The following is a 24725-nucleotide window of genomic DNA, read 5'->3' on the forward strand; positions in this document are numbered from 1 at the left end:
GCACTCGGGCTCCTGCGCCGGACCGCGAGTTCGCTGACCTTGAAGTCACTGATCCTGAAGTGGCCGAGGACGGTGGGGAACGCGCAGTGCCCGCCGGTGGACGGCCCGGGGCGCGGTGGTCGAAGCGCACATCGTCGGCGTTCCAGAGGTTGTTCAGGTCGGAGACCCGGTCGGGTCGCTGCTCGACAGGCAACCAAAAGGTTGCCTATGGTGAGGTGGGACCGGGACGGCAGAGAGGTGCGGGAGGGGTGGCGGCGATGGACGCGATATTCAAGGCGCTCGCCGACCCCAGCCGTCGACAGCTCCTCGACCGGCTCAACGCGCGCGGCGGGCAGACACTGCGCGAGCTGAGCGAAGGGCTGGCCATGAGCCGGCAGGCCGTGAGCAAGCATCTGGCGGTCCTGGAGTCCGCCGTGCTGGTCTCCACCGTCCGCAGGGGCCGGGAGAAGCTCCATTACCTCAACCCGGTGCCCATCCAGGAAGTGGCCGACCGCTGGATCGGCCGGTACGAGCGCGGCCGGATGACCGCGCTCTCCCGTCTCAAGGAAACGCTGGAAGGACAACCGGTCATGGACAAGCCCGAGTTCGTTTACGTCACCTACATCCAGACCACCGCCGAGAAGCTCTACCAGGCGCTGATCGACCCCGAGTTCATCAAGATCTACATGGGGGGTTACGGCCCCGAGTCGACCTGGGAGGTCGGCGCGCCGGTCCGCTGGAAGATGGACCCGGACGGCGAGTTCGAGGAGGTCGGCCAGCGGGTCCTGGAGGCGGAGCCCGGCAAGCGGCTCTCGTACACCTGGCACACCCTGCAGCCCATGCACCGCGCGATGTTCGGCTTCGCCTCGGACGAGGAATGGGAGAAGGCGGTCCAGGAGCGGTCGAAGGTCACCTTCGACATCGAGCCCGCCGAGGAGCCTGAGATGGGCATCAAGCTCACCATCACCCACGACGGTTTCGACAGCCCGGACAGCAGGATGCTGGAAGGCGTCAGCGACGGCTGGATCATGATCCTCTCGACGCTCAAGACGCTGCTGGAGGGCGGCAGGTTCGTCTCCGACCCGGATCAGTAGGTCAGGTCCTCCGGACCGGCTGTCGGTGAGGCGTGCTTGGATGCGGGCTGTCGAGGAGGAGGGGAAGCATGACACGTACGACACCGCCGCGCCCTTGGGATGTGGCCTCGGTCTTTCCGGCCCTGGCGGGCATGGCACGGACGGCCACCCGGCTTCATCCGTCCCCGGGTGATCCCACGGTGCACGAGAGCTCGGTGGGCGGTCCGTTGCTGTGGCCGGCCGACGAGGCCTGGCCGGTCTGCGCCGACGACCATCACCCGCACCGGCTCACGACGTTGGAGGACGTGCGCACACTACGCCGCATCCTCACGCAGGCGTGGCAGCGGCCCAGGCCACCGCGGACGAATCTGCTCACCCCCGACGAGCAGGCGGTGGTGGACCGGATCCACGCCGGACACGACCCGTCGCTGCTCCCGGCGGAGCCCCTGCCGCTGATCGCGCTGGCGCAGCTCTACGCCCGGGACGTTCCCGACCTCCCCTGTCCCGACGGCACGGACATGCTGCAGGTGCTGTGGTGCCCGTTCACGGAGATCGAGGACTCGCCGTCGGCCGTGCACCTGCGGTGGCGGCAGTCCGGCAGTGTGCGGGACGTCCTCGCCGACCCGCCCGCGCCGGACTTCGTCGGCCTCGACGACTACGTACCTGCCCCGTGCGTCCTGCACCCCGAGCGGGTCGTCGAGTATCCGGCGGCCCATGAGCTGGACCATGCGCTGACCGAGCGCGTATACGCATGGGAGAAGGAGCAGCAACAGGGTGAGGGGCAGGGGCTGAGCTACCGGGGCGATCTGTCGGTCGCCCCGGGCTGGAAGGTCGGCGGCTGGTCCGCCCCCTGGACCTTCTGCGACCCGATGGAGGTCCGCTGCGACTGCGGTGCCCCGGTCGAACCCCTCCTCACCGTCGACAGCAGCGAATGGGACGGCGAGAGCACTGGCTGGCGCCCTGTCGAGGACAGGGACGACACGGGCCGGCCGCCGTATCCCGACTGGGACTGCCCCACGATGGTGACCGTCGGCCGCGGGTACACGCTCCAGGTCTACCGGTGCACCGTCTCGTACGGTCATCCGCCCGTCACGACCCTGCAGTAGTCCTGTTGCTGCGGGCCCTCGGGTGGATCAGCTCCGGGTGCGCCAGGTGATCAGGACCTCCAGGCCGTCCAGGATGCGGTCAAGGCCGAACTCCAGAGCCTGGTCCTGTCCCTGGGTTCCGGAGCGGACCGAGGAGGCCGTCGCCGCGGCCAGGTGCGGGTAGTCCGCGCCGTGGTCCCGCAGCACCGTGCCGAGCGCGGCGAGGAGTTGCGCCTCCGGTGCGCTGGAAGGGGCGGCCGCCCGGCTCTGGAGCGCGATGCCCCGAACATGGCTGGTGAGCAGCACCACCGCGTCCATGCGCTCCGCGCCCGTGAGCCCGGTGCCGTCCAGCGCGGAGAGGGCCCGCTCCATCCAGCCGAGTTCCTTCGGGCCCATCAGGCGCGGGCCGACCGTCGCCTCGAGTAGCCAGGGGTGACGGCGGAGCATCTCGACCAGGCCGTACGACCAGGCCGTCAGGCGCGCCCGCCAGTCACCCTCCCCGCCCTCCGGTGCGTCATCCAGCGCCGTTTCCACCATGACGGCGATCAGTTCCGCCTTGCCGGGCAGGTATCGGTAGAGCGACATCTTCGTCTTGCCGAGCTGCTCCGCGACTCGCTGCATGGACACGGCTCCGAGGCCTTCCGCGTCCGCGATCTCGGTGCCGGTGCGGGCGATGCCGTCCAGGGTGAGCGCGGGCTTGGGTCCGCGCCGGGGCTGTGGTCCGGGTCCCCAGAGCAGATGCACCAGGTTCGTCGGGTCGTCCGTCACCGCTGTCTCCTTGCCAGGATCAGAAACTGTGTCTATCGTACACAACAAGAAATGGCGTCCATGGGACGCAATTTGCGTGGATCAACGACCCCCGACACAGGAGCACCTGTCATGTCCCAGAAGGTTCTGATCTCCGGTGCGAGCATCGCGGGCCCCGCGCTCGCCCATTGGCTCGGTGAGTACGGTTTCGACGTCAGCGTCGTCGAGATCGCCCCGGCCCTCCGTGAGGGCGGACAGGCCGTCGACTTCCGCGGTGCGACCCATCTGACCGTTCTGGAGCGCATGGGCATCCTGGACGAGCTCCGGCGGCTGCGGACCGGCGGCAGCCCCATGCGCTTCGTCGACGAGGCCGGCAGGCTCCGGCTCGAACTGCCCGCAGACTTCGCGGGCGGAGACATCGAGGTCCTGCGCGGCGACCTCGCCCGCGTCCTGTACGAGCACAGCCTGCCCCGCGCCCGGTACCTCTTCGGGGAATCGATCGCCGCGCTGCACGAGGACGAGGACGGTGTGCGTGTCACCTTCCGCGGCGGTGCGACCCGCACCTTCGACCTGGTCATCGGTGCCGACGGGCTGCACTCCAACGTCAGGCGCCTCGCCTTCGGCCCCGAGGACGCGTACGTGCGCCACCTCGGCCACTACGCCGCCACCTGGAGCCTGCCCAACTACGCCGGCTTCGGCTTCGGCGAGGGCTCCATCGGCTGCAACACCCCGGGGCGTCTCGCCTCCGTCGGCACCGACAACCGCAACCTCGACACCGCTCGCGCCTTCTTCGTCTTCGCCGCCGACCGGCTGGACCACGACCGGCACGACCAGCAGGCGCAGAAGGGCCTCATCGCGGAGGCGTTCGCCGGAATCGGCTGGGACGTGCCCCGGCTGCTGGCCACCTTGGAGGACGCCGATGACCTGTACTTCGACTCCATCAGCCGCGCCGACGTGGACACCTGGTCCCGGGGCCGCATCGCCCTCCTCGGTGATGCCGCCTGTGGAGCCACCATCGGCGGCATGGGCACCGGGACCGCGATCGTCGCCGCGTATGTGCTCGCGGGGGAACTGGCCGCCCACCGCGGCGACCACGCCACCGCCTTCGCCCGCTACGAGAGCCTGCTGCGCACCTACGCGCAGGGCTGCCAGAAGAGCGGTGACCGGACCGGCCCCTTCCTCGCCCCCGGCTCCGCATTCGCGCTGCGCATGCGCAACTGGATGCTCAGCCGTGCGTTCGTCCTCAACCGGATGCTGGAAGAGGGGAGGAAGGTCACGAACATCGAACTGCCCGACTACCGCGCGCACCGGAAAACCGCGCCGCTCACGCGCTGAAGGGGCCGGTCATACGGCTGCAACACGCGGGCAACACGCGCCGCCGGTAAGGGTGTCCATGATGCGGGCAACGGTTTGACCGGGTTACGTCATTCCGGCTACGTTGCGCCACATGCAGCGATCCGCACACCTGACGACACGAGGTCATGTCGACCTCAAGCGTGTGTGCTCCGCCGCGTGTCATCGGGCCTGAGAGCACGGCGCCCGCGCGAGCGGCCGCAGGGGTGGATGGACGCCCCGGGGCCGGCCCACGGATCTTCGCAGGGCGTTCTTCTCTCCACGGGAGAAGCGGACCGTCGCTGACCAGGCGTCAGCAAAGGTCTGTCACGCCCTCCTTCGAGGAGTGCACGCATCGCGTCACCTGCCATCGAGGACCTGGAAGACACGTGAAGAGTCTGTCTGCGCCCGCCCGCCGCCCCACCCCCCTTCTCCGCTCCGACATGCCGCGCTCCGTACCCGCCCGCCGCGTCTCCGGCACCGGGTCCGTACTGGGCGCGATCCTCGACCACGGTCCGGTCGCCAGATCCACCGTGGCCCGGCTCACCGGTCTGTCGCCCGCCTCCGTCACCGGCCACGTCGGCCAGTTGCTGGCCCGCGGACTGGTCAGGGAGAGCGCGGAGACCTCCGGCCCCCGGGGGCTCGGCCGGCCGCACATCCCCGTCGAGATCGAAACCGGCCGCTACCTGGTGGCCGGGGCGCACATCGCCGTTGCCCACTCCACCCTCTCCCTGATGGACCTCCGGGGCAGGGTCGTCGCCGAGGACCGGCAGCCGCACCGGACCCTGGACCCGCGCCGGATGCTCGACGACCTCGCCGCACGCCTTCCCCGGCTGATGTCCGCCCGGGCGGCGGGGCGGACCGTCCTCGCTCTGGGTGTCGCCACCGGGCACCGGGTCGACCCCGTCGCCGGGGCGATCGTGGAGCATCCGCTGCTCGGCTGGCGTGATGTGCCGGTACGGGACATCCTCTCCGCCGCGACCGGGCTGCCCGTCCATGTGGACAGCCACTCCCGGGCGTTGGCGCGGGCGGAGCAGCTGTTCGGCGAGGCGTCCACCCGGACCAGCACCGTCCTGCTGTTCATCGGTGCGGTCGTGGACGCCGCCTTCGCCACCGAGGGCGGCATCCACCGCGGGCCGCGCTCCGGGGCGGGCAGCATCGCCCATCTGCCGCTCGGGGCAGGGGGATCCGACGGTGGGGAACTCTGCGTGTGCGGGCGGTCCGGCTGTCTCCAGTCCGAGGTGTCGGAGCGGGCGATGGTACGACGCGCGGCCGAACAGGGCCTGCCGGTCGGCTCGTTCCCCGAACTGCTCGACCAGGCGCTCGCCGGGGAACCTCGGGCGGTGACGCTGTTCCGGCGTCGGGCCCGGCTGGTGGGCAGGGCCGCTGCCCTGCTCCTCGACATGGTCGACCCCGAGGTGCTCGTCGTGGTCGAACCGGGGGTGGGTCGGATTCCGGAGTGCCTGGCCGATCTCCGGGCCGAAGTGGCCGAACGCTCCTGGGTCTGCGACGACCCGGAGCGCGCGGTGGTGCCGTCCAGCTTCACCGGCTCCGTCCTGGCCACCGCGGGTGGCGCGGTGGCGCTGGGGGCGCTGTACGTGGACCCGCTCGGCCCGTGGTCCGCACTGCCCGCGGTGTCGTAACAGGCCCCGGACACCCGACTTAATTCAGGAAGTTGCATTGTTGACCGGGCCGGAGCGCGGACGCGATGATGGATTCATGACCAGCCAGCAGCGGAATTCCCGGTACGCGCCCTCGGCGGCGCGCTATCGCCGCGCGGCCACGCCGGTGCGTATTGCTGCCCGGCGATTCTGTTGTCGCCCCTGTCCGGGTAGCCGATAACACTCGCTTAAGAGGAGCTCACACAATGGGCGCCCGGCTCGCGCTCCCATTGTGTGAGCTCCTCTAATTGTCCGATCGGTTGCGCACCGGTGTGCGCCGCCTCGATTCGGCCTGCATTTCTCGTGTCCGGCGGATCCCTCCTGCCGTCATTTCGTTCCGCCATGCCATCTCGGGAGAGACGTTGACTGTCACTGTGCCCCCATACCCTGCGAGTATCGCGGCGGGAATTGCCCCTGACCGCTTCAAACAGGCCTTCCGCCGCTTTCCGGCCGGCGTGGTCGTCGTCACCGCCGACGCCGGTCGTGGCCCCGTCGGATTCACCGCCACCTCGCTCACGTCGCTGTCGCTCGACCCGCCACTGGTCTCCTTCGGTATCGGGACCAGCACCTCGTCCTGGCCCCACATCGAGCGGTCCGCGGGCACCGTCGTCAACTTTCTCGGCGCCGAACAGCAGGCGCTGGCAACGACGTTCGCCACCAGCGGCATCGACCGGTTCGCCGCACCCACCCAGTGGCATCGGCTGCCGGAGGGCGAACCCGTGCTCGACGGGGTGGCCGGCTGGCTGCGGCTGGAGACCGAGCGGATCGTTCCGGCCGGCGACCACCGGATCGTCATCGCCCGGGTCGTGGACTCCTGGCTCGACGAGGGGCGCAGCCCGCTCCTGTTCCACGACGGCACCTATCACTCGCTCCGAAACCGCCGACGACCGACGACGAACACCGACACCCCCTCATGACCACTGATCGGAAATTCACCATGTCACGCCATGACATACACAATGCGGTCGGCCGCCGGTCGTTCCTCGCCCTCACCGGCGGGGCGATTCTGGGACTGGCCGCCTGCTCTCCGCAGGCAAAGGAGGTCGCCGGTGCGGAGGCAGCCGGAAAGCTGCCCTCGGGCGCACCACCGCCCGGCACCGAACTGTCGATAGCGGTGCGGACCACACGCCTTCAACTGGGTCCCGCCGGACTGCGGAAGGACCTGGCATTCACCGTCTCGCAGTGGCCCAATCTGAACGCGGGGCCCGACATCATCCAGGGATTCCGGGCGCACTCCATCGACCTGGCGGTCAATGCCGGAATTCCGCCGATCCAGGCCCACGCCATCGGTGTCGGAGCGAAGATTGTCGCGGTGCAGGTGCGGAACCACCCCTCCTATGTCTTCGCGACCGCCCCCGGCTCCGACATCAGGACGGTGGCGGACTTCCGCGGCAAGAAGATCGGCTTCTCCCAGGGGCAGGCACAGGGCGTGGTCGTTCTGCGGGCGCTGAAGAAGGCGGGCCTGCGCAACAGCGATGTCGAGCTGGTCGCGCTGCCCAGTACCCAGTTCCTGACCGCCCTGCAGTCCAAGCAGGTCGATGTGGCCCCGCTGGGCGAACCGACGCTGACCAAGTACCTCAGCCAGTACGGCAAGGACGGCGCCCGCGGTGTGACCACCGATGTGGTGGACCTGCTCTCCGTCCTGTGGGCACCGGACGAGGTGCTGAACGACGAGGCGAAAGCGGCAGCCGTCCGCACCTTCATCCCGCTGTGGTCCCGCGGCCTGGTGTGGGCGTGGGAGAACAGCGACCAGTGGATCGACACCTATTACGTCAAGGACCAGGGCGTCACCAAGGAGGACGGCAGGCGCATCGTCGCCTCTCTCCACCAGCCGCAGTTCCCGGTGAGCTGGGACAAGGCGATCGAGTGGGAGCAGGAGACCGCCGATCTGATGGCCGAGGGCGGCTTCGTGCCGAAGCTGGACGTCGCCGAGTTGTTCGACCGCCGCTTCGAGGGGCTGGCGGCGAAGGCCGTACCGGCCCGGTACCGGGAGCCGTCATGACCGAGCTGCTTTCGCAGGCGCGCACAGCAGACCACCCGCCGTCAGGGACCACCGCACCGGAGGCCCCGGACCAGCCGCGCCGGGGTGTCCCGGCCCCCGCGGCCGGGTCGGCCGCCGCCCCCGCCCGCACCACCCGCAGGCGGCTCGGCCCCGGCCGCTCCCTCCCCTTCGGCCGGCTGATCGGCCCGGTACTGGTGGTCGCCGTGTGGTGGGGAGCCTCTGCCGTCGGCTACCTCGATCCCCGGATCCTGTCCGGACCCGGCGCCGTGCTGGCCACCGCCACGGACCTGATCCAGAGCGGCCGCCTCCAGGACAACGTGCTGATCTCGCTCCAGCGGGCAGGTCTCGGCCTCTTCTTCGGGGTGGCCGCCGGGGTGATCCTGGCCGTGGCCGCCGGACTGAGCCGCACCGGCGAGTACCTTCTGGACGGGCCCCTGCAGATCAAGCGCGCCATCCCGTCCCTGGCGATGCTCCCGCTGCTGATCCTCTGGCTCGGCATCGGCGAGCAGATGAAGGTCACCGTGATCGCGCTAGGCGTCGCGGTGAGCATGTACATCAACACGTACTCCTCACTGACCGGAATCGACAGCAGGTACGTCGAGCTCGCCGAGGGACTCGACCTGAGCCGCCTGCAGTTCATCCGCAAGGTCGTCGTCCCCGGCTCGCTGCCCGGCTTCTTCGTCGGACTGCGACTCGGCGTCACCGCGTCCTGGCTCGGCCTGATCGTCGTCGAGCAGATCAATGCCACCAGCGGCATCGGCTACATGATGTTCCAGGCCCAGCAGTACGCCCAGTCCGACGTGATCATCGTGGGGCTGGTCGCCTACGGGATCTTCGGCTTCGCCTCGGACGCGGCGGTACGCGCAGTCGAGAGGAGGGTCCTGTCATGGCGACGCACACTGGCGGGCTGACCGGCACCCACGAAGAGGCCGCAACCGGCACCGGCCCGGCCACCGCGGTACGGCCGGCGGCGGTTCGGACCCGGAAACTGGTACGCCGATTCGGCGACCGGAACGTCCTCAAGGAACTCGATCTGACCCTGGCTCAGGGTGAGTTCACCGCGCTCCTCGGCCGCAGCGGCTCCGGCAAGTCCACCCTCCTGCGGGCCGTCGCCCGCCTCGACCACACCGTCGAGGGCTCCGGCGAACTCACCGTCCCCGACCGGGTCTCCCTCTCCTTCCAGGACTCCCGGCTGCTGCCCTGGCTCCGCGTACTCGACAACGTCGTCCTCGGTCTGCGCGGACCCCAGGCGCACGAACGCGGACTGACCGCACTCGCCGAGGTCGGCCTGGAGGGCCGCGACCGGTCCTGGCCCCATGAACTGTCCGGCGGCGAACAGCAACGGGCCGCCCTGGCCCGCGCCCTGGTCCGCGAACCCGAACTCCTGCTGGCCGACGAACCGTTCGGCGCACTGGACGCCCTGACCCGGATCAGGATGCACGGCCTGCTCCGCGAGCTGTACGAGCGTCACCGCCCCGCCGTGCTGCTGGTCACCCATGACGTCGACGAAGCCGTCGAGCTCGCCGACCGGGTGCTGGTCCTGGAGGACGGCCTGATCTCCGTCGACCTCGCGGTCGACCTGCCGGGCCCACGGTCCCGGCGCGACCCCCGGTTCCAGGAGTACCGCGACACCCTGCTCAACGCGCTCGGCGTGACGCAGCCCCACACCACGTACGAGGAGAAGGAAACCCATGTCCCGCACGCCTGACCGCAAGCCGCTCCACCTCAACGCCTTCCTGATGTCCACCGGCCACCACGAGGCCTCCTGGCGCCTCCCGGAGAGCCCGGCCGAGGCGAGCACGGACATCGAGCACTACAAGAACCTCGCCCGGATCGCCGAACGCGGCCGACTCGACTCGCTGTTCCTCGCCGACAGCCCCGTCCTGATGGGCGATCCCGGGCGGCGGCCCGCCGCCAAGCTGGAGCCCACCGTCCTGCTGACCGCGCTCGCCGGGGCCACCGAGCACATCGGTCTCATCGCCACCGCCTCGACCAGTTACAACGAGCCGTACAACCTGGCCCGAAGGTTCGCCTCACTGGACCACGTCTCGGGCGGCCGGGCCGGCTGGAACATCGTCACCACGGCGGGCGCCGACGCGGCCCGTAACTTCGGCCTCGACGACACCCCGCTGCACCGCGACCGCTACCGCCGGGCCGGCGAGTTCGTGGAGGTGTCCACCAAGCTCTGGGACAGCTGGGCGGACGACGCCGTGATCGCCGACAAGGAACGCGGCGTGCACGCCGTGGCCGAGCGGGTGCGCCGCATCGACCACTCCGGGGAGTTCTTCCGGGTCGACGGGCCGCTCAACGTCCAACGCCCCCCGCAGGGATACCCGCTGCTCGTGCAGGCCGGATCCAGCGAGGACGGCAAGGATTTCGCGGCTCGCTACGCGGAGGCGGTGTTCACCGCCCAGCAGACCCTGGAGGAGGGCATCGCCTTCTACAAGGACGTCAAGCAGCGCGCCGAAGCCATCGGCCGCAACCCGGGCGGCATCAAGATCCTGCCCGGCATCGTGCCCGTCATCGGTGACACCGAGGCCGAGGCCCTGGCCCTGGACGCCGAGCTGGAGGCGCTCATCGTCCCCGAGTACGCCAAGCGCCAGCTCGCCCGGCAGCTCAGGATCGCCCCGGACGACCTCGACCTCGACGCGGAACTGCCCGAGGACATCCCCACCGAGGACGAGATCGAGGGCGCGAAGAGCCGCTACACCCTCATCGTGGAGCTCGCCAGGCGCGAGAAGCTGACCGTTCGACAGCTGATCGGGCGGCTCGGCGGCGGGCGTGGACACCGCACCTTCGCCGGAACGGCCGAACAGGTCGCCGACACCATCGAGCACTGGTACGACAGCGGCGCGGCGGACGGCTTCAACATCATGCCCGCTGTTCTCCCCTCCGGCCTCGAGGTCTTCGTGGACCGGGTGGTGCCGATCCTCCAGGAACGGGGCCTGTTCCGTACCGAGTACACGGCAAGCACGCTGCGCGGCCACTACGGGCTGCCGCGCCCCGCCAACCGGCTCTTCGAGACCGTCGACCGGAGCGAGGGGCACATCGGCATCGACCTGGCGGAGGCCCGGTGACGGATGGCCCGCCGGGCTCCGACCGGGTCTTTCCAGCCGGTGGGGAAGCGTGGCCGCAACCTCTCCGCGCGGGACGCCGGATACCACCCGGCCGCCCTCACCGACCCCTCGCTGCGTCGCTGTCCGCCCGCGCCCGCGCAGCGCCGGTCACGCTCCGGGGACCCGGTCCAGGAAGCCGCTGACCGAGGTGATGCGCCCGTCGTCGTCGAGGGTGACCACGTCGGACCCGGCGGCGGGAGCGGAGCCGTCGGCGGTGGAGACGAGGTCCCAGCTGAAGCGGACGATGTCGTGGTGTCCTTCGGGGGCGCCGGTCAGCTTGAACTCGAAGCCGGGGAACTGCTGATGGGAACCGCTGATCACGGCCACCAACTCGTCGTGGCCCCGCACGGAGGCCAGCGGGTCGGTGTACGTGGCGCCCTCGGTGAAGGCGGCGGCGACGGCCTTCGCCAGTTCCTCGGGGGTGGCCGCGTTCCAGGCGGTGAAGTAGCGCTGAACGGCGTCCTCGTATGCGGTCATCGTGCTGTCCTCCCGGTCACGGTCCCGGCCCTGTGGCCGGGCTCCTGTACGGCTTGTGAGGAACACGATGTCCGACGCGTGAAGAAGCGTCGATTACCTCCCGGGTCATGACCGGACACCCCGGCGGCGTGCGGCGCTCAGGACGCCGTCCGGCCCAGGAACCCCATGAGAATTGCGTTGAGTTCCTCGGCGTGCGTCCATCCGATGTTGTGCGGGCCGCCCGGGATCTCGACGAGACGGCTGTTCTTGATCAGGCCGGGCAGCCGCCGCCCGCAGGAGTCGATGGGCAGGATGCGGTCCGCGTCGCCCTGGACGATCAGCGTCTCCACGTCGATCCTGGGCAGGTCGTCGCGGAAGTCCGTCAGCCAGGCCGGCACGCAGGCCAGCGTGGCGTGGGCCGACGCGCCGGCGGCCACCGTCCACTGGAGCCGCAGCGCTTCGTCACTGATCCGGGTGCCACCGAGCTTGTCGACGTTGTTGAAGTCGTGGAGGAAGGTCGTCAGATACGCGGGACGGTCCGAGGCGATGGCGCTCATGATGCCGTCGAAGACGCTCTGGTCGACCCCCTCGGGGTTGTCCTCGGTCTTCAGGAGGAACGGCGGGATCGGGGCGATCAGTACCGCCCGGTCGACCCGCGCGGATCCGTAATTGCCCAGGTAACGGACGACCTCGCCGGTGCCCATGGAGAACCCGACCAGGATGGTGTTCTGCAGGTCGAGCTTCTCCATGACGGCGTTGAGATCCGTGGCGAGAGTGTCGTAGTCGTATCCCGTGGTGGGCTGCGAGGAGCGGCCGAAGCCGCGCCGGTCGTACGTGATCACCCGGTACCCGGCGCGCAGCAGGACCGGGAGCTGCTTCTCCCAGGATGCGCCGCTCAGCGGGAACCCGTGGATCAGGACGACGGGCTGCCCCACCCCGTGGTCCTCGTAGTACACATGGATGCCGGCGGAGTTCTCCTCGCCGGCGGTGATGTACGGCATGGCTCTCCCATCGCACGGCCCGGTCCGGTCGTGGTCCGGGCTCCTGGGGCCTCTTTTCGGAGCGTGCCCGGCTCGCCGGGTTCTGCCCGCACTCCCGATGGCGCGCCCGATCCGAAAGAGAGGTCCTAGCCCATTACGCCCCGATTCGGTGGTCCGCGCACTGTCGGCGGCCCTGAGCGGGTTCCTCGCACCGTTTCATGGGATTTTCACGGAGCGCCTCTACGGTGGGCGTCGTGACCGAGATGAGCCCTCCCGGCTGGCATACGGACCCCGGGTATACAGGAACAGGCCCTGTCCAGGAACGCTGGTGGGACGGAAGTCGGTGGACGGACCAGCTCCGGACGCCGCCCGCGGCCGTCCGGCGCCGTCGGATCCGGATCGGCGTCGGCGTCACCGCGGGCGTGGTGGTGCTGGCCGCGATCGCGGGTGGCGCCATCCTGCTGACTGATGGATCCCACAGCTCCGAGAACACCTCCCGTGGTGCCGTGTCGCCGGCGCCCAGTTCCCCCGGGGGACAGAACGGCCAGGGCGGTCCCGGCGGTCCGGGTGGCCGGAGTCCGGCGCCCGACCAGCAGCAACCGCCGTCCGAGGAGGGGTATGCCACGGACGCCAGCAGTGGCATCAGCCTGCCGGTGCCCGACGGCTGGACCGGTCAGTCGGCCCTGATCGGTGCCTCGGTGAGCACGGGATCGTACACGTGTCCGGCGGACGCCTCGCAGAAGTGCGAGCGCGGAGGGGCGTTCGTCGCCCCGGCCCAGGCGCTGAAGATCACGGCGAAGACGGCGGAGGCTGCGGCGAAGGCGGACATCTCCGTCAACGCCACGTCGTCGTACGGCGGCAAGGCCTACGGCGCCATCACCTCGCACGAGCAGCTCAAGTCCGAGGCGGTCACCGTCGCGGGCCGGAAGGGCTATCTGGTGCGCTGGAAGGTGGTCACGAAGAAGGGCGACGACGGCTACGTCCAGTCGCTGGCCTTTGCCTCCCCTCGCTCCGCGGACATGCTGGTTGTCGTACGGTCCGGCTTCGACGTCAGCCCCAAGGCGCCCGCGCTCTCGGTGATGGACGAGATCACCGAGGGGATCAAGGCGGCGGCCGTGACGGGCTCGGGATCCGGGCAGACCGCCTGAAGCGCCTCGGCGGGAACCGGCTCCCGGGAATCCTTCCCCGGGGGCCGGTTCCGCGTGTCGGGCGGGCGTCGCAGGGGCAGGCGGCCGTATGCGAGCTCCTCCGACGACCTGGTGCACGCCGTAAGGGCGGGTGAGGCCGGATGGGCGTCATCCGGGGCCGTCCGGAACTCGCACTCTCTCCGTCGTGCCGGACCCAGCGGGCTCTGGGCCGAATAGGTGAGTCGGAGCAGGGTCACGCCGCCACCGCGTGCGCCGTCGGCCATCTCTGCGGCCGATCGCCGTCACGCTGTTCGCCGGCCACCCCGACTTCGACCTCGTCGGCCCGCACCGGGACCCGGTTGCCGGACCCCCAGGGCCCGGTACGGGCCATCACGTCACCCGGGTGCTGCGCCGTGGCGGTGCGGCGTGCCCTGAGGCCAGCGGCGAACGCGCCAGTTCGATGCAGCCCAGCGCGATGAGAACCAGGGCGACCAGCTCCGGCAGCAGCCACCAGCCAGTCCGCAGTTCCTCGCCGAACAGCGTCACCCCGTACAGGATGCTGATCAGCGCGTCGCCCAGTGTCAGCATCGGTTGGACGGCGACCAGGGTGCCCGCCTGGAGTGCGTTCTGCAGCAGGAACAGCGCACCCACTCCGGCGGCGGCGGTGGCGTACAGCTGCCAGGACGTCATGAGCGCGGTCACCCCGCCGTCATCGAGCCGCCCCATGGCGTCCTTCATCAGTGCGGCGGTGAGCGAGTACCCGCATGCGGCGGCGAGCCCGAGCAGTGCAGCCCGGGGGTTTCCGCGGGTGCTCATCGCGCCGGTGATCAGCGCGGCCTCGAAGATCCCCGTCACGATCAGCGCCGGGACCCAGACCGCGCCGTGCACCGACGTGCTGCCGCCGCCCGGAGCGGCGGAGGCCATGCCGAGGGCCAGCCCCACGGTCACGGCAGCCACGCCGTACCAGACTCCGCGCGGTACCCGGACCCGCATCACGAACCCGGCCAGCAGCAGCGTCGCCGGGAGTTCGATGACGAAGATCGGCTGGACCACCGAGATCGGGCCGGTGGCCAGCGCGACGGCCTGGCAGACGGCGGCGACGATCACCAGCCCGATCCCGGCCAGCCACACCTTCTGGCGCAGCAGATGGCCGATCAGCGAGAGGCGCATCGTCTGCGTGTCGGGTACGGCGAGGGCGGCACGGCGTTGCAGCACGGACGCGGCGCCGTTGCTGAGTGCGGTCAGGATGGCGAACAGGACGCTGATCACCCGTCCATGATGCGGGCGGCCCACCCGTAATCCGGGGTCCTGCCGCCCTGCGGTGCGGCGGCCGGGGGAAGGAAGGAGAGAATGCATTGCGGACGGAAGTTGTCCGCGTATCCGCGTACTGTGCCGTTCATGGCCGCGAAGACGAACCCCGCCGCACGAGCCGCATCCGCCCGGTCCCCGCTGCTCACGCCCCGCGCACTGGGCCGGGCCACCCTGGAGCGCCAACTGCTCCTGCGCCGGAGCCCGATGTCCGCGAAGGAAGCGGTCGGCCATCTCGTCGGGCTCCAGGCGCAGAACACCAAGCCGCCGTACTATCAGCTCTTCGCCCGACTCGAAGGCTTCGACCCGGCCGAGCTCTCCGCGCTGATGGGGTCGCGCGAGGTGGTCCGCATCGTGACCCTCCGATCCACCATCCACACCCACACCGCCGACGACGCGCTGACCCTGCGTCCGCTGGTCCAGCCGGCCCGCAGCCGGGAGCTGAAGATGTTCCGGCAGGGACTCGACGGGGTGGACCTGGACCGGCTCGCGGCGATCGGCAGAGAGCTCGTCGAGGAGCGCCCGCGCACCCCGAAGGAACTGCGCGAGGCACTCCTCGCGCAGTGGCCGGGCGCCGACCCGCAGGCCCTGACCGTGGCCGCCCGCTGCACTCTGCCCCTGGTCCAGGTCACGCCGCGCGGGCTCTGGGGCCGGAGCGGACAGGTCGCGCTGACCACCGCCGAGCACTGGCTCGGCCGGCCGTCGGAGCCGACACCCGCGCCCGACGCGACCGTGCTGCGTTACCTCGGCGCCTTCGGACCCGCCTCCGTGAAGGACATGCAGATGTGGGCCGGACTGACCCGGCTGCAGGAGGTCTTCGAACGGCTTCGGCCGCGGCTGATCACCTTCCGCGACGAGCACGGCGTGGAACTCTTCGACCTGCCGGACGCCCCGCGTCCCGACCCGGACACTCCCGCCCCACCGCGCTTCCTGCCCGAGTTCGACAACGTCCTGCTCGGCCATGCGGACCGTACGCGCGTCATCCCGCCGCGGTTCAAAGGACGCAACGGGAACGGCAATCAGGCATACGGATCCGTGCTCGTCGACGGCCTGCTCGCGGCGATCTGGCGGTTCGGCGCGCCCGGCCAGAAGCCCGGCGGCCAGGGGACCGTCACCGTGCAGGCGCTGGGCAGGCTGAGCCCGGCGGAGCGCGAAGCCGTCACGGAAGAAGGGCTGCGGATGCTCGCCACGATGGGACCCGCGGACCCGGCCGCGCACGACATCCGGTTCGCCCCCTTCGTCGACTTCGGGGACTGACCGGGAGCGGGGCTCAGCTCCTCTCAGTCGGCGCGGCCCGTTGCCGCCACCGTCACGCCCAGACCGATCATCGCGAAGCCACCTGCCCCGCCGATCACCGACAGCCGCCTGTCCGACCGGGCGAACCAGCTCCGGGCCGCCGACGCGCCGAGCCCCCAGAGGGTGTCCGTCACCAGCCCGATCGCGATCGGCACCAGCCCCAACAGCAGCATCTGCGCCGGGAGATGACCGGTCGACGGGTCCACGAACTGGGGGAGTACCGCGGCGAAGAAGACAATGCCCTTGGGGTTGGTGACGCCGACGACCACACCGTCCATCACCGTCCGCAGATCACCGCGCGCGGGCCGCTCCGGCGACGCCTCGACAGCCCCCGGCCCCAGCTCCTTGCGGTGCCGGAACGCCTGCACCCCCAGGAGGACCAGATACGCCGCACCCGCCAGCTTCACGGTCATGAAGACCACCACCGAGCGTTCGACCAGCGAACCGATGCCCAGCGCGACCGCCACGACCAGGACGTACGAACCGGCGACATTGCCCAGCACCGTGGCCAGCGCGGTGCGGCGGCCGTGGGCCAGGGCCCGGCCGATCACGAAGAGGACGCTCGGCCCCGGGATCGCGATCACCAGCAGGGACATCGCCGCGAAGACAAGATATTGATGCGTGGACACCATGTCCGTCACCCCCTGGCCCCGACCGTACGGCAGACACCCCGGCGGATGTCAGGCGCGCGACCGAGGCGGACACCGGCGCGCGCCTACGGCAGGAGCCCCGCCCGGCGCGCCGCCACGACCGCTTCCAGCCGGGTGTGCGCCCCCAGCTTCCGCATCGCCGCGCGCAGATACCCCTTCACCGTCTCCGGCCGCAGCCCGAGCCGGTCGGCCGCCACCGCGTTCGTCGCGCCCGCGGCCACACAGGCGAGGACATCGATCTCGCGCGGCGCCAGCTGCACCCCGCGGGCGCCCGGCACCGATGTCCCGGACGCCGAGGCCAGCAGACCGCACACCGAGAGGAGTTCCTCGCGAAGCGCCGGGTCGGCCACCTTCGGGACCAGCGCGCGCAGCTCGCGGTGCGCCTCGCGGACGTCCTCCCACGCACCCGGCGCCGCCCGCGGGTCCGTCACCTGGTCCCGGGTGACGGTCATGAGCTGCTGCACCTCGTCGCGCACGGCGAGCGCCTGTTCCACGTCGCGGGCCGCCGCGACGGCCGCGTCGAACGTACGGTCCCCGAGGGTGAGGGGCTCACGCAGCGCCCCGTACAGCACGCCCCGCACCTTGCGGCGTACGACGACGGGCACCGCGACCACCGAGCGCAGCCCCTCCGCGGCGACCGCGGTGTCGTACTCGTGACTGATGTGCCGCGACGACGGGTAGTCGGTCACCGCGCACGGCCGGGACAGGGCGATCGACTTGCCGCCGAGTCCGCTGCCCGCAGTGATGACGAGGCCGCGCAGCGCCGTGGTCTGCGCCCCGTTGAGCTCCGCGATCCGGGCGTGACGCGCATCCGACAGCAGTCCGCCGAATGCCACGGGCAGCCCGCTCGCCCGGCGCAACCGCAGTAGGGCCGCCTGCATCTCGACCGCATCGACCGGCTCCGGCACCCTGTCGCCTCTCCGCCCCGCCCGCGTCACCCCCGTTCGGGGGTGGTGAGACCTGGGTCACTGTTTACATGATGTTAAGGGACCGGTCCGGTCCGCAATAAGGAGGGCACATGTCGGCAACCAGCGCGACGGAAACGTTCCGGGCCGCCCGGGACTTTCTGCTGCAGCATCGCGAGGACTACGCGACGGCGTACGAGGGCTTCCGCTGGCCCCGGGCCGACTGTTTCAACTGGGCGCTGGACTGGTTCGACGCCATCGCGGAGAACAACGACCGCACCGCCCTGCACATCGTGGAGGAGGACGGCCGCCGCACCGAGGTGTCCTTCGCCGCGATGTCCGCCCGCTCCAACCGGGCCGCGAACTGGCTCCGCGCCCAGGGGGTACGCGCCGGCGACCGGATCCTCGTCATGCTCGGCAACCAGGTCGAACTGTGGGAGACGGCCCTCGCCGCGATGAAGCTGCGCGCCGTCGTCATCCCCGCCACCCCGCTCCTCGGCCCCGTCGACCTGCGCGACCGGGTGGAGCGCGGCCGGGTCCGGCATGTGATCGTGCGGGACGCGGACGCCGTCAAGTTCGACGAGGTGCCCGGCGACTACACCCGGATCACCGTCGGCGAGGACGTACCGGGGTGGCTCCCGTACACGGGCGCCGACGAGCAGCCGGAGAGCTTCGAGGCGGACCGGGAGACCGACGCCGACGAGCCGCTGATGCTGTACTTCACCTCCGGAACGACCGCCAGCCCCAAGTTGGTCGAGCACACCCATGTCTCGTACCCCGTGGGTCACTTGTCGACGATGTACTGGATCGGTCTCAAGCCCGGGGACGTCCACCTCAACATCTCGTCACCGGGCTGGGCCAAGCACGCCTGGTCGAACCTCTTCGCCCCGTGGAGCGCCGAGGCCACCGTCTTCATCTTCAACTACACCCGGTTCGACGCGGGCCGCCTGATGGCCGAGATGGACCGCTCGGGCGTCACCAGCTTCTGCGCCCCGCCCACCGTCTGGCGGATGCTGATCCAGGCCGACCTCTCCCAGCTGAACACCCCGCCGCGCGAGGTCGTCGCCGCCGGAGAGCCACTGAACCCCGAGGTCATCGAGACGGTCCGGCGCGAGTGGGGCGTCACGATCCGGGACGGCTTCGGTCAGACCGAGACCGCCGTCCAGGTCGCCAACACCCCCGGCCAGGTACTGAAGCCCGGTTCCATGGGACGGCCCAGTCCCGGCTTCAAGGTCGAGCTCCTCGACCCGGTCACCGGTGAGCCCGGTGCGACCGAGGGTGAGATCTCCCTCGACCTGTCGTACCGCCCGGTCGGCCTGATGACCGGCTACCACGGTGACCCGGACCGTACCGCCGAGGCGATGGCCGGCGGCTACTACCGCACCGGCGACATCGGTTCCCGCGACGAGGACGGCTACATCACCTATGTCGGCCGTGCCGACGATGTGTTCAAGGCGTCCGACTACAAGATCTCGCCGTTCGAGCTGGAGAGCGCGCTGCTGGAGCACGAGGCGGTCGCCGAGGCCGCGGTCGTGCCCGCACCGGACCCCGTCCGGCTCGCCGTCCCGAAGGCGTACGTCGTCCTGGCGGAGGGCTGGGAGCCCGGCCCGGACACGGCGAAGGTGCTGTTCGCGCACTCGCGGGCGGTCCTCGCCCCGTACAAGCGGATCCGCCGACTGGAGTTCGCCGAGCTGCCGAAGACCGTCTCCGGGAAGATCCGCCGGATCGAGCTGCGCGAGCGCACGGCCCAGGGCACCGGCACCGAATACGACGAGGGGGATCTGCGATGACCGGACGGACCGGGCTGGCCTACGCCCACGGCACCGGCACCACCGCTCTGCTCGGCGACACGATCGGGCGCAATCTCGACCGTGCGATCGAGGCGTACCCGGAGCGCGAGGCGCTGGTCGACGTCGTCTCGGGGCGGCGCTGGACGTACACCGAATTCGGCGCGGCGGTCGACGAGCTGGCGCGCGGGCTGATGGGCTCCGGGGTGGCCAGGGGCGACCGCGTCGGAATCTGGGCGATCAACTGCCCCGAGTGGGTGCTCGTCCAGTACGCCACCGCCCGCATCGGCGCGATCATGGTCAACATCAACCCGGCCTACCGGGCGCACGAGCTGCAGTACGTGCTCGGCCAGGCAGGGATCTCGATCCTGATCTCGTCGCTCGCCCACCGCACCAGCGACTACCGCGCCCTCGTCGGCCAGGTCCGGGCGGAGTGCCCCGCCCTGCGGTCCGTGCACTACATCGGCGATCCCTCCTGGGACGAGCTGACGGCAGCGGCTGAAACGGTCACGGCCGATCAACTGGCCGCACGGGCAGCCGAGTTGTCCTGCGACGACCCGATCAACATCCAGTACACCTCGGGCACGACCGGCTTCCCCAAGGGAGCCACTCTTTCCCACCACAACATCCTCAACAACGGCTACTTCGTCGGGGAGTTGGTCGCCTACACCGAACAGGACCGGGTCTGTCTGCCCGTCCCCTTCTACCACTGCTTCGGCATGGTGATGGGCAACCTCGGCATCACTTCGCACGGCGCCTGCATCGTGATTCCGGCTCCCGCCTTCGAGCCCGCCGCCGTCCTCGCCGCCGTCCAGCAGGAGCGCTGCACCTCCCTCTACGGCGTCCCCACCATGTTCATCGCCGAGCTCAACCTCCCCGACTTCGCCTCGTACGATCTCTCCTCGCTGCGCACCGGGATCATGGCCGGATCGCCCTGCCCGGTCGAGGTCATGAAGCGGGTCGTCGCCGAGATGCACATGGACGAGGTGTCCATCTGTTACGGCATGACGGAGACTTCTCCGGTCTCCACCCAGACCCGTCGCGACGACGACCTGGAGCGCCGCACCGGCACGGTCGGCCGCGTCATGCCGCACATCGAGGTGAAGGTCGTCGACCCGGCCACCGGCGTGACCGTGGAGCGCGGGGAGGCGGGCGAGCTCTGCACCCGTGGCTACAGCGTGATGCTCGGCTACTGGGACCAGCCCGAGCGGACCGCCGAGGTGATCGACGCGGGGCGCTGGATGCACACCGGCGACCTCGCGGTCATGCGCGAGGACGGCTACGTACAGATAGTCGGCCGGATCAAGGACATGATCATCCGCGGTGGCGAGAACGTGTATCCGCGGGAGATCGAGGAATTCCTCTACGGCCACCCGAAGGTCGCGGACGTGCAGGTGGTGGGCGTACCGGACGCCACGTACGGCGAGGAGATCCTGGCCTGTGTCATCCCCAGGGACCCGGCGGACCCGCCGAGCCTGGACGAGGTCACGGAGTACTGCCGCGAGCAGCTTGCGCACTACAAGATCCCGCGGAGGCTGCAGATCCTGGAGGCCTTCCCGATGACGGTCAGCGGGAAGGTCCGGAAGATCGAACTGCGGGAGAGCTACGGATAGTCGGTGAGGCGGGAGGCGGTGCCCGGGGTGCGGTCAGGCGGCTTCGATGATGTCGCCGGCAGCGCCGCGGGTCGCCGCCGCCCACTCGATGAGCAGTACCTCGTACGCCGCGGACTCCACGGACGACCAGTCCTGCCCGGCTCGCGCGTCCACCAGCGCACGGATCGCCTCGTTCGCCTCGACGGCGGACGGGTGTGTCGGCTGTGCGGCGTGCAGCGCGTCGGAAGAGGGGGAGTGCCGTGGAATTAAGACCATGCGTGCTATCTTACGGCCGCCCACTGACACAGCCCGAACAATTGTGGCCCCAGGCGCGAACGTGACCGATTGCACTCGCTGTCGCCGACCGGTTCCGCTCCGGGGTCAGGAGGTTTGACGCCGGGTCAGAGTTCGCGTCTCATGCAGACCCTGGGCCAGCGGTCCAGGCCGTGTTCCGCCTCCTCCGCCCTGATCTTCCGCAGCCCGTCGGTGAGTTCGGACTCCGCGAGCGTACGGAAGCCGAGGCGCGTGTAGTACGGCGCGTTCCACGGGACATGGGAGAACGTCGTCAGGGTGAGGGCGACGAGCCGCCGGTCGCCCGCCCAGCCGGCCAGGTGGTCGATGAGCGCGCGGCCCACGCCGCGCCGGGCGGCGGACGGATGGACCGAGACCTGCTCGACATGGGCCGCGCCGTCGACTTCGTCGGCGATCAGATAGCCGACGGGGCGGTCGTCGGATGCGATGGCCACCCAGGCGCGGCCGGCCCTGCGGTAGTCGTCCAACAGGTCGAGAGGCGGCGGGTCGTCGTCCGAGACGGCGGACATGTCGAGGGTGCGGAACGGTTCGCCGGCGGCGCGTTCGATGTCCTGGAGCAATGGGAGATCGGAGCGGCGTGCGGGACGGATACGCATGCCGCCAGTATGGCGTCGGCGGCCGGTGCGGGGGCAGGGGCCCCGGATTGCCGGACCGCGGTTCCGGGGCCGACCGGGCGTGGTCCCGGGGTGCGGGTGTGGTGCGTCAGCGTGAGGATCGGGGTACGGGTGGTGGCCCGGTGGCGTCCCGGCCCTGGGGCCGGTTCTCCCTTCCGGCGCTTCCTGGACCGCCCCCGGCCCCCCCGCCAGGGGTGGAGGTATGGGGGTCGCGGCCCCTGTGGGCGGCGGCGTACAGCTTGCGTGCGCCTGACCGGTCCTGTGAACCGCGCGCACACGGGCCCGGTTCCTCGTGGACGGGCCGGACCGCGTAGGGCTTCCTGGCGGACGGTCAAGCACGACAAACGCCCGCCAGGGGTGATGCTGCTGGTGCCGAGGGGGCGTGTGGAGGCGTTTGTCGATTCCCGCGCGACCCCAATGTCATCTGTGGCGCATGCAACCGATTCGCTACCTTCTGTAGCGAGTTGATTGCGCACGGCGACATTGGGGTCGACGTGTGCGGCAGCGGGATCGGAGAAATGAACGTGAAAACTTGCAAGCGGGCTGTGGGCCTGGGGGCCGTCGCGATCAGTGCCGCGCTGGTGTCGGGCTCAGTCAGCCCGGCCGTCGCCAGCGACCCCGCGGGGGCAGCCCCACGGTCCGTCGTCGCCAGGCAGCTGACCCTGAGACTGGCTGCCGCTCCGGGCCAGGTCGCCAACGTGCGAGGGGCGGCCCAGGGCAACGGCGTCCCGATCATCCAGTACCCGTGGTCCGCTGCGGCCAACGAGCGCTGGGAAGCGAACGCGGTCGCGGGCGGCTACTACCGGTTCAGGTCCGTCAGCAGCGGCAAGTGCCTCAACGTCAGCGGAGGCGGCAGCGCCAACGGCACCCCGGTCATCCAGTACACCTGCGGCAACTCCGACAACGCACTGTGGAGGCTCGTCCCCAAGGGCATCGGTTACCAGATCGTCGTCAGGTCCAGCGACAAGTGCCTCAACGTCGCGGGGGGAGTAGGCGCCGGACGCCCTCTCGTCCAGTACGACTGCACCGCCCAGGGTGCGACCAACGACGTCTGGCTGCCCGTCTGGGAGCCCAGCGACCTCTGAGTCCTCGCGGGGGTCCGCGGGGCAGGTGGTGACACCGTGTGGCTGGGTTCTCCTTCGGGGACCCGGCCACGTCCGGTCGTGGACGGCGAACGACGCACAGCGCGAAGATCCGGCACGCCGCCGGTCGCACGGACCGATCCGTGCGACCGGTCGACGGGGCGCCGCGTCGACCGCGTACCGGCTGCTCCTCCGTGACGTGCCTGCCAGGCTGCCGATCCGGCTCTCCCGGCCCTCGCCGGCAGCTGCCGGGGCCAACCGTGTGACCTGCTCAGCCCCACGGGAAGCGAAGTGTCGTCGCTTCGGCTTGCCGTGCCTATCGTGAAAAGACACACCAGCGGCGTCGAGGTGGGGCAGGCGTGACGGAACCGGAGATCGATTACGCAGCGGTGTTCCAGGCCCTGCCCGGTGCGGTGGCGCTGCTGACCCCGCAGCTGGTCTACGTGGACGTCAACGAAGAGTTCTTGCGCGTGCTGGGCCGCACTCGCAGCCAAGTCATCGGTTGCGACATGCGCGACGATTTTGCCCACAGCCCGAACGACCCCGGCGCGGCCGTGGTGCGCAACATCGAGGCGTCACTACGTCGGGTGACGGAAACCGGTGAGCGCGACACCATGGAGGTGCAGCGCTACGACATGGAGGATCCCGACCGGCCCAGGGTGCCGGGCGAGCGCTACTTCACCATGATCAACATTCCCGTCTTCGGCTCGGACGGGCGGGTGGCGTTGCTGATGCACCGCATCGAGGACGTCACCGAGCTCATCCGCGCCCGTGTGGTCGCGTTGAGTCTGCAGGAGGCGATGCTGCCCGCTCTCCGCCCGGTCGGGCGCCACCCGGCGGCCGCACGCTACCGGCCCGCCGTCGACGCGCTGGACGTGTGCGGTGACTGGTACGACCTGGTCGAACTGCCCGGCGACCGCATCGCGGTCGCTGTCGGCGACGTCGTCGGCCACGGCCTGTCTGCGGCTCAGGTCATGGGGCAACTGCGCAGCGCGCTCAGCGCCGCCTCCCGTGTCACCGAAAGCCCCGCCCGTGCCCTGGAAGTCCTCGGGCTGTACGCCCGCTCGGTCGACGGCGCCGAGAACACCACGGTGGCGAACACGTTCATCGACTGGAACACCCGCACCATCACCTACAGCAGCGCGGGCCACCCTCCGCCGGCCCTCCTGCACGGGGACGGAACCGTCGAGTTCCTGGACCAGGCCACCGACCCCCCGCTCGGCGCCCGCCCCGAACCGGCCCCCCGGCCCCAGGCCACCGTGCCCTTCACCGAGGGGTCCGTCCTCGCGCTGTACACCGACGGCCTGATCGAGCGCCGCCGCGAAGACATCGACGCCGGTCTCGCACGGCTCGCCCGTTCCCTGGCGAGCCACCGGAGAGCCGACCCCGAAACCCTCGCGGACGCCCTGCTGGCCGACCTGCTCCCGCTCGGCGGCGTCACCGACGACACCGCCCTGGTCATCGTGCAGCTTTGACCCGGCCGCCGGGTCCGCAGCGGCGTGCTCCAGCTGCCTTGAGCGCGAGGGTTGTCGACAGCCGTGGGTCTTGGGAAACAGCTGAGCAACGCCGGGGACTTCCCCGAGCCCCGGCGGCGATCGCGTTGCGTACCCGCTCGTCCAGC

General features: G+C 70.5%; 24 protein-coding genes. 15 read left to right on the forward strand and 9 right to left on the reverse strand.

What is annotated here, in order from left to right; all coding sequences use genetic code 11:
* The first annotated feature begins 257 nt into the window (after positions 1-257).
* The gene (locus ACFU8W_RS17780; protein ID WP_384037709.1) at positions 258-1073 is read left to right on the forward strand and encodes an ArsR/SmtB family transcription factor; all 816 of its coding nucleotides are present in this window, start codon (positions 258-260) and stop codon (positions 1071-1073) included.
* 68 nt (positions 1074-1141) lie between these two features.
* The gene (locus tag ACFU8W_RS17785; protein WP_384037712.1) at positions 1142-2158 is read left to right on the forward strand and encodes a hypothetical protein; all 1017 of its coding nucleotides are present in this window, start codon (positions 1142-1144) and stop codon (positions 2156-2158) included.
* A gap of 27 nt (positions 2159-2185) precedes the next feature.
* Here the strand turns inward: ACFU8W_RS17785 and ACFU8W_RS17790 are convergent, their stop codons facing one another.
* Positions 2186-2905 (reverse strand): TetR/AcrR family transcriptional regulator, encoded by a 720-nt coding sequence (locus ACFU8W_RS17790; RefSeq protein WP_384037716.1) that lies wholly within the window; start codon positions 2903-2905, stop codon positions 2186-2188.
* Positions 2906-3016: 111 nt separating this feature from the next.
* On the opposite strand from ACFU8W_RS17790, the gene ACFU8W_RS17795 reads away from it, so the two are divergent.
* The 7 genes from ACFU8W_RS17795 to ACFU8W_RS17825 all read left to right on the forward strand — a co-directional run bounded on the left by ACFU8W_RS17795 (position 3017) and on the right by ACFU8W_RS17825 (position 10956).
* Positions 3017-4219, forward strand: a complete 1203-nt coding sequence (locus tag ACFU8W_RS17795) for an FAD-dependent monooxygenase (protein ID WP_384037719.1) — start codon at positions 3017-3019, stop codon at positions 4217-4219.
* A gap of 386 nt (positions 4220-4605) precedes the next feature.
* Positions 4606-5859, forward strand: coding sequence for an ROK family protein (locus ACFU8W_RS17800; RefSeq protein ID WP_384037722.1), 1254 nt, complete (start codon positions 4606-4608; stop codon positions 5857-5859).
* A gap of 380 nt (positions 5860-6239) precedes the next feature.
* Positions 6240-6794, forward strand: a complete 555-nt coding sequence (locus ACFU8W_RS17805; RefSeq protein WP_384037725.1) for a flavin reductase family protein — start codon at positions 6240-6242, stop codon at positions 6792-6794.
* Positions 6795-6814: 20 nt separating this feature from the next.
* On the forward strand, positions 6815-7879 hold the full coding sequence (locus ACFU8W_RS17810) for an ABC transporter substrate-binding protein (protein WP_384037728.1): 1065 nt from the start codon (positions 6815-6817) through the stop codon (positions 7877-7879).
* On the forward strand, positions 7876-8790 hold the full coding sequence (locus ACFU8W_RS17815; RefSeq protein ID WP_384037731.1) for an ABC transporter permease: 915 nt from the start codon (positions 7876-7878) through the stop codon (positions 8788-8790). Before ACFU8W_RS17810 ends, ACFU8W_RS17815 begins: the two co-directional genes overlap by 4 nt.
* Positions 8766-9587, forward strand: coding sequence for an ABC transporter ATP-binding protein (locus ACFU8W_RS17820; protein ID WP_345513910.1), 822 nt, complete (start codon positions 8766-8768; stop codon positions 9585-9587). Before ACFU8W_RS17815 ends, ACFU8W_RS17820 begins: the two co-directional genes overlap by 25 nt.
* A complete protein-coding gene (locus tag ACFU8W_RS17825; protein WP_384037734.1) occupies positions 9571-10956 on the forward strand; it encodes an LLM class flavin-dependent oxidoreductase in 1386 nt (461 codons plus the stop codon). The genes ACFU8W_RS17820 and ACFU8W_RS17825 overlap by 17 nt, the downstream gene beginning before the upstream one ends.
* 147 nt (positions 10957-11103) lie before the next feature.
* On the opposite strand, the gene ACFU8W_RS17830 is transcribed toward ACFU8W_RS17825, so the two are convergent.
* Positions 11104-11472: a nuclear transport factor 2 family protein gene (locus ACFU8W_RS17830; protein ID WP_345513907.1), complete on the reverse strand. Its 369-nt coding sequence runs from the start codon at positions 11470-11472 to the stop codon at positions 11104-11106.
* A 137-nt stretch (positions 11473-11609) separates the two neighbouring features.
* Positions 11610-12452 carry an alpha/beta fold hydrolase gene (locus ACFU8W_RS17835; RefSeq protein ID WP_384037738.1) on the reverse strand — a complete coding sequence of 281 codons (843 nt, stop codon included), beginning with the start codon at positions 12450-12452 and terminating at the stop codon, positions 11610-11612.
* Positions 12453-12685: 233 nt separating this feature from the next.
* On the opposite strand from ACFU8W_RS17835, the gene ACFU8W_RS17840 reads away from it, so the two are divergent.
* Positions 12686-13579: a DUF2510 domain-containing protein gene (locus tag ACFU8W_RS17840; protein WP_384037740.1), complete on the forward strand. Its 894-nt coding sequence runs from the start codon at positions 12686-12688 to the stop codon at positions 13577-13579.
* A 369-nt stretch (positions 13580-13948) separates the two neighbouring features.
* On the opposite strand, the gene ACFU8W_RS17845 is transcribed toward ACFU8W_RS17840, so the two are convergent.
* The gene (locus ACFU8W_RS17845) at positions 13949-14827 is read right to left on the reverse strand and encodes a DMT family transporter (protein ID WP_384037743.1); all 879 of its coding nucleotides are present in this window, start codon (positions 14825-14827) and stop codon (positions 13949-13951) included.
* Complete coding sequence (locus tag ACFU8W_RS17850) at positions 14824-14958, reverse strand: hypothetical protein (RefSeq protein WP_345513902.1); 135 nt, start codon at positions 14956-14958, stop codon at positions 14824-14826. Before ACFU8W_RS17850 ends, ACFU8W_RS17845 begins: the two co-directional genes overlap by 4 nt.
* Between ACFU8W_RS17850 and ACFU8W_RS17855 the strand changes: the two genes are divergently transcribed.
* Complete coding sequence (locus ACFU8W_RS17855; RefSeq protein WP_384037746.1) at positions 14957-16123, forward strand: winged helix DNA-binding domain-containing protein; 1167 nt, start codon at positions 14957-14959, stop codon at positions 16121-16123. The two genes, ACFU8W_RS17850 and ACFU8W_RS17855, sit on opposite strands and share 2 nt — an antisense overlap.
* Before the next feature lie 23 nt (positions 16124-16146).
* Here ACFU8W_RS17855 and ACFU8W_RS17860 read toward each other — a convergent pair whose 3' ends face one another.
* Both ACFU8W_RS17860 and ACFU8W_RS17865 read right to left on the reverse strand, forming a co-directional pair.
* Positions 16147-16794: a LysE family translocator gene (locus ACFU8W_RS17860; protein ID WP_384037749.1), complete on the reverse strand. Its 648-nt coding sequence runs from the start codon at positions 16792-16794 to the stop codon at positions 16147-16149.
* An 83-nt stretch (positions 16795-16877) separates the two neighbouring features.
* A complete protein-coding gene (locus tag ACFU8W_RS17865; protein WP_384037752.1) occupies positions 16878-17720 on the reverse strand; it encodes a response regulator transcription factor in 843 nt (280 codons plus the stop codon).
* 110 nt (positions 17721-17830) lie between these two features.
* Between ACFU8W_RS17865 and ACFU8W_RS17870 the strand changes: the two genes are divergently transcribed.
* Complete coding sequence (locus ACFU8W_RS17870) at positions 17831-19507, forward strand: AMP-binding protein (RefSeq protein WP_384037755.1); 1677 nt, start codon at positions 17831-17833, stop codon at positions 19505-19507.
* Positions 19504-21117, forward strand: coding sequence for an AMP-binding protein (locus ACFU8W_RS17875; protein ID WP_384037758.1), 1614 nt, complete (start codon positions 19504-19506; stop codon positions 21115-21117). The genes ACFU8W_RS17870 and ACFU8W_RS17875 overlap by 4 nt, the downstream gene beginning before the upstream one ends.
* 33 nt (positions 21118-21150) lie before the next feature.
* Here the strand turns inward: ACFU8W_RS17875 and ACFU8W_RS17880 are convergent, their stop codons facing one another.
* Both ACFU8W_RS17880 and ACFU8W_RS17885 read right to left on the reverse strand, forming a co-directional pair.
* Positions 21151-21372, reverse strand: coding sequence for a hypothetical protein (locus ACFU8W_RS17880; RefSeq protein ID WP_384037761.1), 222 nt, complete (start codon positions 21370-21372; stop codon positions 21151-21153).
* Between the two features lie 125 nt (positions 21373-21497).
* Positions 21498-22004 (reverse strand): GNAT family N-acetyltransferase, encoded by a 507-nt coding sequence (locus ACFU8W_RS17885; RefSeq protein WP_384037764.1) that lies wholly within the window; start codon positions 22002-22004, stop codon positions 21498-21500.
* Between the two features lie 536 nt (positions 22005-22540).
* On the opposite strand from ACFU8W_RS17885, the gene ACFU8W_RS17890 reads away from it, so the two are divergent.
* Both ACFU8W_RS17890 and ACFU8W_RS17895 read left to right on the forward strand, forming a co-directional pair.
* Positions 22541-23107: an RICIN domain-containing protein gene (locus tag ACFU8W_RS17890; RefSeq protein ID WP_384037767.1), complete on the forward strand. Its 567-nt coding sequence runs from the start codon at positions 22541-22543 to the stop codon at positions 23105-23107.
* Positions 23108-23463: 356 nt separating this feature from the next.
* On the forward strand, positions 23464-24579 hold the full coding sequence (locus ACFU8W_RS17895; protein ID WP_384037770.1) for a PP2C family protein-serine/threonine phosphatase: 1116 nt from the start codon (positions 23464-23466) through the stop codon (positions 24577-24579).
* Positions 24580-24725 lie beyond the last annotated feature (146 nt).

Source organism: Streptomyces sp. NPDC057565, from assembly GCF_042801455.1.
In the GTDB taxonomy this organism is placed as follows: Bacteria; Actinomycetota; Actinomycetes; order Streptomycetales; family Streptomycetaceae; genus Streptomyces; species Streptomyces yanii.